Below are 12,919 nucleotides of genomic sequence, written 5' to 3'. Positions count from 1 at the left end.
CAGAATCCCCTCGAATTCTGCGATATGCCTGGACCTGGGATCGGCACGGGAGGGAATTGGTCATCACCCTCACCGGGTTGTGTCACTGGGGCCAATATCAGCTTGGCTTATCAGACTTATGTTGTGAGCGAACAGCTTCAGACACCGGCTCCAGAATGGACGATCTCGGCATTGAAGTCACCGAGGCTGAAGGAGACACTGTCCGTAACCGACAGGCTCTCAAGTCTGTCTCTGCCCAGGGGTCGCCCAATCCAGGAGAAGAATTACAATGACGAGCACGCTTTACGGAAAAACCGTCTTCATCACCGGTGGCAGCCGCGGCATCGGCCGCGCCATTGCCCTCGCCTGCGCCCGGCAGGGCGCCAACATCGTGGTGGCCGCGAAGTCCGACGAGCCGCACCCGAAGCTGCCCGGCACCATCCACACAGTGGCCGAGGAAGTTGAAGCCGAAGGCAGCCGCGCGCTGGCACTGAAACTGGACGTGCAGGACGAGAACCAGGTCGCCGAGGTCATGCAGAAAGCGGCGGACCACTTCGGCGGCATCGACTGCCTGGTCAACAACGCCGGCGCCATCCGCCTGCAGGGCGTGGCAGACCTGCCGGTCAAGCGCTACGACCTGATGCAGTCGATCAACGCCCGCGCGGTCTTCGTCTGCAGCCAGGCCGCGCTGCCCTGGCTGCGCGAATCCGACCACGGCCACATCCTGAACCTGTCGCCCCCCATCAGCCTGAACCCGAAGTGGTTCGCGAACAATGCGCCCTACACGCTGAGCAAGTACGGCATGTCCATGCTCACCATCGGCATGGCGGAAGAGTTCGGGAAGCTGCCCGTGGCAGTGAACGCGCTCTGGCCACGGACGCTGATCGCCACCGCGGCGATCGAGTTCGAGGTGGGCGGGCCGGACCTGATGGCGAAAGGCCGTAAGCCCGAGATCATGGGCGATGCGGCAGCGGCCATCCTCCAGCGTCCGCCCTCGCGCACGACGGGGCAGTGCCTGATCGATGACGATGTGCTGGCGGAAGAGGGTGTGAGCGATCTGGAGCACTACCGCTATGACCCGAACGGGCCGGAGCTGATGAAGGACTTTTTCCTCGACGATTGAGACTTCGTACTAAGAGGGGGAGCGGGGAGTCCTTCACGGGAAACGCTGTAAATACATCCCTGTACGCTGCTCTTCCGCCATCCATGGCTCCAGAGCTTCCCGTGAAGGACTCCCCACTCCCCCTCCTCCAAACGCCTCGATATAGGATCACCATGACCACGGATCAGATCAAAGCAACTGACGTCATCCGCAAAGTCCCCGGCCTCATCCGCAAGGCTCCCTACATGGCCCGGGGCCTCTACTACTATTCAATGAGCGACGACGAAAAGGCCCAGAGCATCGGCACCTTCGTCGAACGCAACGCACGCCGCCACAGCGAAAACGCTGCCATCCACTACGGCGAGCGCACCCTCACCTGGCACCAGTTCAACCAATGGGCCAACCAGTACGCCCACTGGTTCCGCAGCCAGGGCCTGAAGCGGGGCGACACCGTCGCAGTGCTGTTGGAGAACCGCCCCGAGTTGCTGGCCATCGTCACCGGCGCCGGGAAGATGGGCATTGCCTGCGCCATGCTCAATACCTCGCAGAAAGGTGACGTCCTCGTACACAGCATTGGTCTGGTCGAGCCGAAGAAGATTGTGGTGGGCGAGGAACTTCTGGACACCTTCGAGGCGGTGCGCGAGCGCGTCACCCCCGAGGGCGACAACACGCTGCTATACCTGGCGGACCGGGATACCCGAAGCGACACCGGTGATGCGCCCCAAGGCTATACCAATCTTGCAACAGCAATCAGCAGCGTCGACCCACTGGACCCCACGCCCAAGGACCCACCCCGGCTCGGGGACACCGCCGTCTACATCTATACCTCCGGCACCACTGGTCTGCCCAAGGCCGCCCCCAGCAGCCACCGCAAGTTTTTCAAGGCCAGTGGCAGTTTCGGGTTCATGGCACTGAACATGACGCCGGACGATGTGCTCTACTGCAGTCTGCCGTTCTACCACGGCACAGCGCTGCTGGTGTGCTGGGGCTCAGTACTCGCCGGTGGCTCATCACTGGTCATAAAACGCCGCTTCAGCGCCAGCCGTTTCTGGGAGGACATTCGCTATTACGAGGCCACCACTTTCGGTTATGTCGGTGAGCTCTGCCGTTACCTGCTCAACCAGCCGGCCTCCAATCAGGACCGCAACCATCCATTGCGCAAGATGATCGGCAATGGCCTGAGGCCTTCCATCTGGAATGACTTCAAGGAGCGTTTCGGCATTGAGCAGGTCGCCGAGTTCTACGCCTCCAGCGAAGGCAACATCGGATTCACCAATGTCTTCAACCTCGACTGCACAGTGGGCATGTCCACGGCGCCCTACAAGCTCGTGAGGGTGAAGGAAGGCACCAAGGAACCCATCCGGGACAACCAGGGCAAGCTGCAGGAGGTCGCAAAAGGCGAGCCTGGCCTGCTGATCGGCGAGATCAACCAAAAGTGGCACTTCGAGGGTTATACCCGCAAGGAGGATACCGAGAAATCCATCGTCCGGAACGCTTTCAAAAAGGGCGATGCCTGGTTCAATACCGGCGACATGATGCGCGACATCGGCTGCCGCCATCTGCAGTTCGTCGACCGCATGGGCGACAGTTTCCGCTGGAAGGGCGAGAACGTCTCGACCAACGAGGTGGAGAACATCATCGACGGCTTCGGGGGCGTTGAGGACATCGTCGTCTATGGCGTGGCCATCCCGGGTCACGACGGCAAGGCCGGCATGGCGACCCTGGTGCCGCGCGAGCAGAATCCGGACCTGACCGTTTTCCTCCGCTACCTGAAAGACAACCTGCCGCCCTACGCGGTACCGATTTTCCTGCGGCTGACCGAGGCCATCGAAACCACCGGCACTTTCAAGTACAAAAAGACCGACCTGCAGAACCAGGCCTGGCACCCCGGCGAAAGCAGTGACCGGGTCTTCGCGCTGTTCCCTCGCGGGGACGGCTACCAGGAGCTGGACGAAGCCACCGCGGCCGCCATCGACCGTGGGGAGATTTCATTCTAAGGAGCCCTTTCTCATGGCAGACGACAAGCCACAGATCCATGCCTTCCAGGACGACGCTCTGGGCAACGACGACGCCGTCGCGCTCCGGGAACGACTCCATCGGGGGGAGGTGTCGGAACAGGACCTTCAAGGGGCCGCTATCGAACGGTTACGCCAGCTTTCGCCCCAGCTCAACGCCCTGGTGGTGGAGTGTTTCAATGAGCCCCGCGGGGATGCACGGGGCAACAACCGGGGCCTGGCCGGCATTCCGTCCCTGCTTAAGGACAACACCGACCTGAAGGGGCTCCCCAGCCGCCATGGCTCCGCTGCCATACAGCCCCATCCGGCGAAGCATGACGGCGCCTATGCACGTGAATTCATGACCACCGGCCTGACCCTGCTCGGCAAGACCGCCCTGCCGGAATTCGGTTTCAACGCTACCACCGAACCAGCTCATGACGGGCCTTCCCGCAACCCCTGGAACCCAGCGTACTCAACCGGCGGCTCATCCGGTGGCTCCGCGGCCATGGTAGCGGCCGGTGCCGTGCCCATGGCCCACGCCAACGACGGCGGCGGCTCCATCCGCATTCCCGCCGCCTGCTGCGGCCTGGTCGGGCTCAAACCCACGCGCGGGCGCCATGCGGTGGCGGAAAGCGCGCGCCCCCTGCCGATCAACGTCATGAGCGAAGGCGTGGTGACTCGAACCGTTCGCGACACCGCGCTTTTCCATGCGGAGATGGAGCGCGTCCACCGCAACCGTAAACTGTCGCCCATCGGGCATGTGCAGGGCCCTGGCAACCGGCACTGCCGGGTGGGCCTGATGACGGATTCCATCAACGAGACCCCCACGGACGAGGCCACCCGGCAAGCGGTGGAGGCTTGCGCCCGTCAGCTGGAGCGCAACGGCCACCGCGTTGAGCCTGTGGCTCCGCCGGTGGATCCATCGTTTCCCGAGGATTTCAAGCACTACTGGGGCATGCTCTCATTCCTCGCGACCAGTGGTGGACGCTTCGCCTTTGGCAAGGGCTTTGATCCGGATCAGGTGGATGGTCTCAGCCGCGGGCTTTACCAGCGCTTCCGGCGCAACATGCACCGCCTGCCAGCCATCATCACGCGGCTCAAACGCACACGGAAGCAGTACGCGCGTTTCTTCCAGAACTACGACATCCTGCTCTCACCGGTGCTCGGCCACACCACGCCGACGCTTGGGTGGCTGCACCCGGACGTGCCCTACGAAACCCTGATGGAGCGTCTCTCCGCGTACGTGAGCGTCACGCCCTTCTGCAACACCGCCGGCGGGCCGGCTCTGTCCATGCCCATGGGCTGGACCGAAGCCGGCCTGCCCATCGGCATCCATCTGGCCGCCGGCCACGGACAGGAGCGGTTGTTGCTGGAGTTGGGGTATGAGCTCGAGATGGCGGATTAATCCGCCACCTTCAGCACGATCTTCCCGGTCGCCCGGCGCTCGCTGAGGCCGTTCAGGGCCTCCACGTAATCCTCAAACGGGTGCACTTCGCTCACGCGCGGCCGGATCTTGCCCTCACCGTAGAGCTTAAGCAGCTCCATGATGTTCTGCATATTGGTCTTGGGCTCTTTCATGGTGAAGTTGCCCCAGAACACGCCGACCACGGAACAGCCCTTGAGCAGCGCCAGGTTGGCAGGAATCTGCGGGATGTCGCCGGCGGCGAAGCCCACGATCAGGTGGCGGCCATTCCAGGCCATGCAACGCAGGGCCTGTTCCGTGAAGTCACCGCCCACGGGATCATAGACCACATCCACACCATCACTCGCCCGGCTCTTCACCGCGTCCTTAAGATTCTCTTCGGTGTAGTTGATCAGCTCGTCAGCACCGGCTTCCTTCGCCACATCCAGCTTGGCCTGGCTGCTGGCGGCGGCAATCACATGAGCGCCCATGGCCTTGCCCAACTCTACCGTTGCCAGGCCCACGCCACCACTGGCACCAAGCACCAGCAGCTTCTCACCCTCCTGGATAGTCGCGCGCTGCTTGAGCGCATGATAGGACGTGCCGTAAACCATCGAGAAGGAAGCCGCTTGCTCATCGCTCATGCCATCAGGAATCGGAATAAGTTGGCCTTCCGGTGCCACAATCTCCTCGGCAAAAGCGCCGTAGCCGGTCAGACCCATAACCCGGTCGCCGGGCTTGAAGCGGCTCACCTTCTCACCCACCTCAAGCACCTCACCGGCCATCTCGCCACCCGGTGCAAACGGCATCTGCGGTTTGAGCTGGTACTGGCCCTCAATGATCAGAGTATCCGGAAAGTTCAGACCCGCCGCCTTCACCCGGACCTTCACCCCACTGCCCTTGGCTTCCGGTGCGTCCAATTCCCCAATCTGGAGTTTATCGGCAGGGCCGTATTCGTGGCACAGAATAGCTCGCATTATTAATCTCCGTGTCGTCGTTCATTTTTGTGGTCCCCGTGAAGCGCTCCCCGCTCCTACCCCGTACAACCAACTTGCAATCAACCTAATCGCCTCGGTGACATCAATCAAATAAATCTCGATCATCCACAAACATCAACAGGCCTTATGCATTAACCCCCGGAATGACCGTGCATTGCCACCATACACTCGGCTATGCTTGGGCCAATTAATCACGGAGTGACCAATGACAATGCCACAAGGGCGCCTGACCGATGGTTCAGGCAACAACAACCCGGTTACCAAGGTTGTCTGCGTAGGTCGGAACTACGCTGAACATGCGACTGAGCTGAACAACCCCGTTCCCTCCCATCCGCTTGTGTTCATCAAACCCCCTTCGGCCGTGGCGGAACTGGAAACCGGCGTGACCCTGCCGGAACGGGACGAACCGGTGCACTATGAGACCGAACTGGCTCTGTTGATCGGCCAGCGCTTGAGCCACGCCAGTGAAGACGATGTGGACGACGCTGTCATTGGGCTTGGACTGGCCCTGGACCTGACACTGCGCGAGACCCAGAGTCGGCTCAAGCAGGAAGGCCACCCATGGGAAATCGCCAAGGCCTTTGACGGCGCCTGTCCGTTGTCGGCATTCATCCCCAGGCACCAGTTTCCAGCCACCTGGCGTTTCCAGTTCAGCCTGCATATCAACGGTGAACCATGCCAGCACGGTGATACGGCACAGATGCTCAAACCCATTCCGGCACTGGTGTCGTATATGAGTGAGCACTTTACGCTGGCCCCCGGGGATGTTGTGCTAACAGGAACGCCAGCCGGGGTGGGCAAACTTGCCCCCGGCGACGCCCTTACCCTCACCCTGGAAGACCGGCTGAGTATTGAAACCACTGTATCCTGAGCGGAGTCACGCTACCTCATGAGCCGTAAACCGGTAACAACCCGTACCGGGCGCTTCTTCCGGCTAGCCGGCATGACCGGCTCGGTCGCCTCCAGCTACGCCGCCCGCAAGGCCCGGGGCCTGTTCAGCGAGGAGAGCGAGGAAAGTCGCCACGAGTATTACAGCCGCATGGCCGAAGAGATCGTTGATACTTTGGGCGAACTCAAGGGCGCCGTCATGAAAGTCGGCCAGATCGCCTCCCAGACCCAGGACTTCCTCCCGCGTGAGCTCACTGATGCGCTGCAGCGCCTCCAAAAGGAGGCACCGGCGATGGAATTCGCCGTTATCCGCCAGCAGATCGAACATGAGCTTGAGGACACCGTCGAAAACCTATTCGCCAGCATCGACGAGACGCCCTACGCGGCCGCCTCCATTGGCCAGGTTCACACGGGGTGGCTGCACGATGGCCGCGAAGTCGTGATCAAGATCCAGTACCCTGGTGTCGACCGCTCCTGCGACTCCGACCTGCGCCAGCTGCGTACCGCGCTGCGTCTGGGGGGCCTGCTGAAGATGCCTAAGGAAAGCGTCGACGAGCTGTTCAACGAAGTCCGCGACCGGCTTCACGAAGAACTCGACTATGAGAACGAAGCCGGCAACATCCATCACTTCGCCCAGCAGCACAGGGACGATGATGGCATCCTGATTCCCGAAGCCATCCCTGAGTGCAGCTCAAGGCGTGTGCTCACCATGGAGAAAGTGGAGGGGGACCACATCAGCGAGGTCACCCCTGAGCGTTACGACCAGGCCACCCTCAATCTCATCGGCCACCGGATCTTCCGCACCATGGCCGACGGCCTGTTCCGCCACCGCTGCATCCACGGCGACCCTCATGCCGGCAATTTCGCCTACCGGCCAGACGGTACCGTCATCCTCTATGACTTCGGCTGCGTCAAAAGTCTGCGCCCCTCAACCGTGGCGGCCTATCGCAACTGCATCATCGCTGCCCTCAATGAGGACTACACCGCCCTCGATCAACACCTCATCCACCTGGGCGCGCGTGTGGAGGATCACCCGCCGATAGACCCCGAGTATTACGCCATGTGGCGAAACATCCTCTACCAGCCCTTCGCGCCGGAGAACCAACCTTACGACTTTGGCCAGTCCGACCTTCACCAGCAGGTGGCTGCCCATACCCATACGGTCTTTAAACACCTGAACGCCTTCAAGCCGCCGGTCGAAAGCATCCTCATCGACCGCATGATCGCCGGCCACTACTGGATGATGAAACGCCTGGGCGTGAAGACCGATTTCCGTCCTCTTCTGGAAGAGTATCTTGAGGGCGAGGCGTAAAGGCGGGCACTCGCGGGGAAGCCACGGAAAGCCGATCCAATGACCGAGTGGGGGCTGCTTTCAGCGAGGCTCGATGGCAGGGATGCCATCGCGCCAGCGCCCAAGGATGGGTTCACAGCGGTCGCTGAAAGCAGCCCCCAGTTCGTCATCCGCAACGAACCAGAAGCCACCTTCAGCGCCCCGCGGACAAACTGAATCAGTCCGCGTCGATCAACTTGCCGGGATTCATGATGCCGTTAGGGTCAAACACTTTCTTGATGCCCTTCATCACGGCAATCTCCTCGGCGCTCTTGGTGAATCCGAGGTACTTCTTCTTCACCATTCCAACGCCGTGTTCAGCGGAGACACTGCCCTCATAGCGCTGCACGATCTCGAACACCAGATCGTTCACGGTTTCGCAGCGTTTGAAGAACTCCTGCTTTTCCATATCCGACGGCTTCAGGATATTCAAATGCAGATTGCCGTCACCAATGTGGCCGTACCAGATGATCTCAAAGTCCGGGTACTGCGACTGCACCACCGAATGGATCTCGTTAAGGAACTCCGGCACGTGTGAGATCCGCACCGACAGATCGTTCTTATAGGGCGTGTGCGGCGCGATGGACTCCGAGATCCGCTCGCGCAGCTGCCACAGCTTTGCTGCCTGACTTTCGCTCTGGCTGATAACACCATCAACCACCCAGCCCTGTTCCACGCAGTGCTCGAACAGCCCCATGGCCTCTTCCATTACGCCCTCGGAGATCGCCTCGAACTCCAGCAGCGCGTAATAAGGGCACTCGGTCTCGAACGGCCGCGGCACTTCCGCATGCGATTGAACGTGACCGATCGCTTCATTGGAGAAGAACTCGTAGGCGGTCAGATCCAGCTTCGAACGGAAACTCTGGAGCACATCCATGGTATTGGTCAGGTCATTCAGGCCCAGCACCATCACCGTGAGGTTGGAGGGCTGGCGCGCCAGTTTCATGGTTGCCTCGGTAATGAAGCCCAGGGTGCCCTCGCCACCGATGAACAGATGGCGCAGATCGTAACCGGTGTTGTTCTTCTCAAGTCCGTTGTTGAGCTCAAGGATCTCGCCCGTGCCGGTAACGACTTTCAGGCCCAGAACCCAATCGCGGGTCATGCCGTAACGAATGACCTTGATGCCACCGGCATTGGTGGCGATATTGCCGCCCAGTTCACTGGACCCCGCAGAGGCAAAGTCCACCGGGTAGTACAGGCCCTGCTCCTCGGCGTAGTGCTGGAGCTGCTCGGTGACCACACCCGCCTCGCACTGCACCAGGCGGTCATTGGCATTGAAGTCCAGAATCCGGTTCATGCGGTCCATGGCCACCACCAGCTCACCGTTGGCAGCCACTGCGCCCGCACTCAGACCGGTGCGCCCACCGGATGGCACCAGGGCCATGTGCTGCTCATTGGCATAGCGGACGATGGCCTGCACCTCCTCAGTCGACTTGGGGAGCACCACGGCCAGCGGCGCTGGATCGTAGATGCGCGTCCAGTCACAGCCATAGGCAGCCAGATCATCCGGGGCGGTCACAACCTTGCCCCCGTCAGTAAGAAGTCCTTCAAGTATCTGCGGATCAAACGCCGTTGCCGTTGTATTCATAGCGTCGGGATTCCTCCAGGAACTGTTCAAAATCTGTTCAAAAGTCGGGAAAAGGTCACCAGCTATGCTACCATAGCTTCTTCATCAATGCGGCGGAGACCGCAATTTTCTGATTTAAAATCAATTTTTTCGAAAACTCTGACTCAGACTGGAATTTTCTGTCATGGCTAAGACATCACTCGACAAGAGCAAAATCCGCTTTCTGCTTCTTGAGGGCGTTCACCAGTCGGCCGTGGATACCCTTAATGCGGCCGGTTACACCAACATTGAGCACATCAGTCACTCCCTGCCGGAGGACGAACTGCTGGAGAAGATCAGTGATGCGCACTTCGTGGGCATTCGTTCGCGCACCCAGCTCACTGAAAAGGTATTCCAGCACGCCAACAAGCTCGTGGCTGTCGGCTGCTTCTGCATCGGCACCAATCAGGTAGACCTGGAAGCCGCCAAGAAGCGCGGCATTGCCGTATTCAACGCGCCGCACTCCAACACCCGCAGTGTTGCGGAGCTGGTCATCGCGCAGACCATTCTGCTGCTGCGCGGTACGCCTGAGAAAAACGCAGCCGCACACCGCGGCGTGTGGATGAAATCCGCCAGTAACAGCTATGAAACCCGCGGTAAGAACCTCGGGATTATCGGCTACGGCAATATCGGCTCACAGCTGAGCGTGCTGGCCGAGTCACTGGGCATGCACGTCTACTATTACGACGTCATTGCCAAGCTGTCGCTAGGCAACGCCACTCAGGTTGGCTCGATGAAAGAGCTTCTGGCGATGTCCGACGTGGTCACGCTGCATGTGCCCGAGACCGAATCCACCCGCAACATGTTCGGTGCTGATGAACTGGCCCAGATGAAGCAGGGCAGCATCCTCATCAACGCCTCACGTGGTACCGTGGTCGACATCGAGGCCCTTTCTGAGACACTGCGTTCGGGGAAGCTTCTGGGCGCCGCCATCGACGTCTTTCCGACCGAGCCCAAGTCCAACGACGAGGAATTCATCTCGCCACTGCGCGAGTTCGACAACGTCATTCTCACCCCCCATGTGGGCGGCTCCACAGTAGAGGCGCAGCAGAACATCGGCGGCGAGGTTGCGGGTAAGCTGGCCACCTACAGTGACAACGGTACCTCCGTGGGTTCAGTGAACTTCCCGGAAGTTGCTCTTCCCGAGCACCCGAACCAGCACCGGCTGCTGCACATCCACGAGAACATTCCCGGTGTCATGTCCGAAATCAACCAGATCTTCTCGGAAAATGACATCAACGTCTGTGGACAGTACCTGCGCACCAATGATCAGATTGGCTATGTCGTCATTGACGTCAACAAAGAGTACAGCGATGTAGCCCTGCGCAAATTGCGTGAAGTGAAAGGCACCATCAAGGCACGAGTACTGTTCTGACACTCTCGAGGAGGTGTGACATGTCACTGAAGGATACGCTGACCCAGAAGCTGGAAAAGCAGGTTGAGAGCTGGGAGACCAAGCTCGACAGCCTCCGGGCGCAGTTCAACGAATACAAGGCGAAAGCCGAGAACCACGAGGCCACCGAGGAACTCAAGGAGAAGACCGCCAAGCGGATTGCCGATCTCCAGGAGGACATCGACGCGGCCCGTGCGAAGCTCAAGGAAGTGCGCGCCAGTGGCGAGTCACACCTGAATGAGGTCAAGGGCAAAGTTGAGGACTTCCTCAATCGGCGCTCCTGACTCGGCTTTTGGCACCCGCCCTGTCGGGTGCCGTCCTCTCTCCTCGGTTATTCTCCGCCAAAATAGACCCCACAAGAATATCAAAATTACTATTAAGGCTTTGTGGTAATAACGGCCAGTGATAGCCTCTCCCTGTATTTTACAGACGACCGAGAGACGGAATGGACTGGACTGGCTGGACAAGCCTTCTAACGGTAGCCGGTGTGCTCATCACCCTGATGACGACACGCCTGGGGACCGACCTGGTCATGCTGACCGCCCTGATCTTTCTGACCGTCTCCGGCATCCTGACCCACCAGGAAGCGCTGGCTGGGTTCAGTAATGGTGGCCTGATCACCGTTGCCTTCATGTACGTGATCGCCGCTGGTATTCACAACACGGGCGGGCTGGACTGGATCATCAAGCATCTCCTGGGACACCCCGAGTCCACCCGCTATGCCCAGGCTCGGGTCATCGCGCCAGTGGCCGGTCTGAGCGGTTTCCTGAACAATACCCCGGTGGTCGCCACTTTCATCCCGGCTATTGCACGCTGGGCCCGCCACCACGACATTCCCGTGGCGCCGCTGCTCATGACTTTGAGCTATGCCGCTATCCTCGGTGGCACCCTGACGCTCATCGGTACCAGCACCAACCTGATCGTCAACGGACTGTACATGGATCTGGCGGACACCGATGGCTTCCACCTTTTCGACATTACCCGGATCAGTCTCCCGGTGATTGTTGCAGGTCTGGCCTTCATCGTGCTCTGGCTGCCGCTTGTACTGCGTAGCCGTAAAGGCAATGGCCGGCAGATGTTCGGCGACTTCCGTGAATACACGGTGGAAATGGCTGTAGCCAATGACGGGCCACTGGTTGGCCAGACCGTGGCGGAAGCCGGCCTGCGCCACCTTCAGGGGCTCTATCTGGTGGAGATCGAGCGCGAGGGCGGCGTAGTCACCGCTGTGCCCTCGGAGGAGCGGCTGCGCAGCGGCGATCGTCTGGTCTTTGCAGGGGATGTACAGTCGATTATTGAGCTGCGCCAGATTCGCGGTCTGGTGCCCTCGACCGAGGAACAGCCACTTCTGGCCAAGGAGGCGCCAGAACGGCGCATTGTTGAGGCCGTGGTGTCACCGGAGTGCCTGGCCGTAGGCAGCACCATCCGCGAGAGCCGTTTCCGGGAAAAGTATGGCGCCGTTGTGCTTGCCATTGCCCGTAATGGCAAGCGGATTGAGGGCAACCTGGGCAATATCCGGCTGGAAGCCGCGGACACCCTCCTGCTGGAGGCACGACCGGTGTTCGTGACCCGCCAGCGCTATTCACGGGATTTTCTGCTGGTTAATGATACGGAGGAGGAGAGCCCCGATCACCGCAAATCCTGGCGGGCCTGGGCCATTCTGATCGGGGTTATACTGATGGCGGCCACGAACACCCTGTCGATGCTTCATGCGTCCATGGTGGGCGCTCTGGCACTGCTGGCCAGTAACTGCCTGACCCTCAACCTGGCTCGCAGGAGTCTGGATGGCCATGTGCTGCTGACCATTGCCTGCTCCTTTGCGCTGGGCAACGCTCTGGACAAGACCGGCGCCGCCGTCTGGCTGGCCCATGGCGTACTCACCCTGACGGCCGGAGATTATCTGCTGATGCTGGTGGCTACCTATGCGCTGGTGAACGTTATGACGGAGATGATCACCAACAATGCGGCGGCCTTGCTGACGCTGCCCATTATTCTGGCCATCACCCAGAGTACTGGTATGCCAGCCGAACCCTTCGTGCTGACGCTGATGATGGCCGCCTCAGCCAGTTTCAGCACGCCGCTGGGCTACCAGACCAATCTCATGGTCTTTGGCCCGGGCGGTTTCCATTTTACGGATTTCATGAAGGCCGGCCTGCCCCTGAACGTCCTCTGCGGCGTTATGACGGTGCTGAGCGTCAGCACCGTCTATCCTGCCGGCGCAACCTGA

General features: G+C 60.4%; 11 protein-coding genes. 9 read left to right on the top strand and 2 right to left on the bottom strand.

Annotation, left to right across the window (positions count from 1 at the left end):
• Nucleotides 1-268: 268 nt before the first annotated feature.
• The 3 genes from AAF659_RS00535 to AAF659_RS00525 all read left to right on the top strand — a co-directional run bounded on the left by AAF659_RS00535 (nucleotide 269) and on the right by AAF659_RS00525 (nucleotide 4,483).
• Complete coding sequence (locus AAF659_RS00535; RefSeq protein ID WP_349749739.1) at nucleotides 269-1,102, top strand: SDR family oxidoreductase; 834 nt, start codon at nucleotides 269-271, stop codon at nucleotides 1,100-1,102.
• 152 nt (nucleotides 1,103-1,254) lie between these two features.
• On the top strand, nucleotides 1,255-3,078 hold the full coding sequence (locus AAF659_RS00530) for a long-chain-acyl-CoA synthetase (protein ID WP_349749738.1): 1,824 nt from the start codon (nucleotides 1,255-1,257) through the stop codon (nucleotides 3,076-3,078).
• A 13-nt stretch (nucleotides 3,079-3,091) separates the two neighbouring features.
• Nucleotides 3,092-4,483 (top strand): amidase, encoded by a 1,392-nt coding sequence (locus tag AAF659_RS00525; RefSeq protein WP_349749737.1) that lies wholly within the window; start codon nucleotides 3,092-3,094, stop codon nucleotides 4,481-4,483.
• Here AAF659_RS00525 and AAF659_RS00520 read toward each other — a convergent pair.
• On the bottom strand, nucleotides 4,480-5,457 hold the full coding sequence (locus AAF659_RS00520; RefSeq protein ID WP_349749736.1) for an NADPH:quinone oxidoreductase family protein: 978 nt from the start codon (nucleotides 5,455-5,457) through the stop codon (nucleotides 4,480-4,482). The genes AAF659_RS00525 and AAF659_RS00520 overlap by 4 nt on opposite strands.
• Nucleotides 5,458-5,689: 232 nt before the next feature.
• On the opposite strand from AAF659_RS00520, the gene AAF659_RS00515 reads away from it, so the two are divergent.
• The 3 genes from AAF659_RS00515 to AAF659_RS00505 are packed head-to-tail and all read left to right on the top strand — an operon-like array spanning nucleotide 5,690 to nucleotide 7,873.
• Entirely contained in the window at nucleotides 5,690-6,349 is a 660-nt protein-coding gene (locus AAF659_RS00515; RefSeq protein WP_502949191.1) for a fumarylacetoacetate hydrolase family protein, read from the top strand.
• 18 nt (nucleotides 6,350-6,367) lie between these two features.
• Nucleotides 6,368-7,678, top strand: coding sequence for an ABC1 kinase family protein (locus tag AAF659_RS00510; protein WP_349749734.1), 1,311 nt, complete (start codon nucleotides 6,368-6,370; stop codon nucleotides 7,676-7,678).
• A gap of 39 nt (nucleotides 7,679-7,717) precedes the next feature.
• Complete coding sequence (locus tag AAF659_RS00505) at nucleotides 7,718-7,873, top strand: hypothetical protein (RefSeq protein WP_349749733.1); 156 nt, start codon at nucleotides 7,718-7,720, stop codon at nucleotides 7,871-7,873.
• 1 nt (nucleotide 7,874) lies between these two features.
• On the opposite strand, the gene AAF659_RS00500 is transcribed toward AAF659_RS00505, so the two are convergent.
• Complete coding sequence (locus tag AAF659_RS00500) at nucleotides 7,875-9,284, bottom strand: D-2-hydroxyglutarate dehydrogenase (protein WP_349749732.1); 1,410 nt, start codon at nucleotides 9,282-9,284, stop codon at nucleotides 7,875-7,877.
• A gap of 163 nt (nucleotides 9,285-9,447) precedes the next feature.
• Here AAF659_RS00500 and serA point away from each other — a divergent pair, with 163 nt between their 5' ends.
• From serA to AAF659_RS00485, 3 genes are all read left to right on the top strand, one after another.
• Nucleotides 9,448-10,677, top strand: a complete 1,230-nt coding sequence (gene serA, locus AAF659_RS00495) for a phosphoglycerate dehydrogenase (RefSeq protein ID WP_349749731.1) — start codon at nucleotides 9,448-9,450, stop codon at nucleotides 10,675-10,677.
• Between the two features lie 20 nt (nucleotides 10,678-10,697).
• Nucleotides 10,698-10,979, top strand: coding sequence for a sll1863 family stress response protein (locus AAF659_RS00490; RefSeq protein WP_349749730.1), 282 nt, complete (start codon nucleotides 10,698-10,700; stop codon nucleotides 10,977-10,979).
• A gap of 161 nt (nucleotides 10,980-11,140) precedes the next feature.
• A complete protein-coding gene (locus tag AAF659_RS00485; RefSeq protein WP_349749729.1) occupies nucleotides 11,141-12,919 on the top strand; it encodes an SLC13 family permease in 1,779 nt (592 codons plus the stop codon).

Origin of the sequence: Salicola sp. Rm-C-2C1-2 (assembly GCF_040196175.1) — a bacterium.
Classification (GTDB): Bacteria; Pseudomonadota; Gammaproteobacteria; order Pseudomonadales; family Oleiphilaceae; genus Halospina.
The sequence above is the reverse complement of the archived record's forward strand: the minus strand, read 5'-3'. Positions and strand labels throughout refer to the sequence as shown.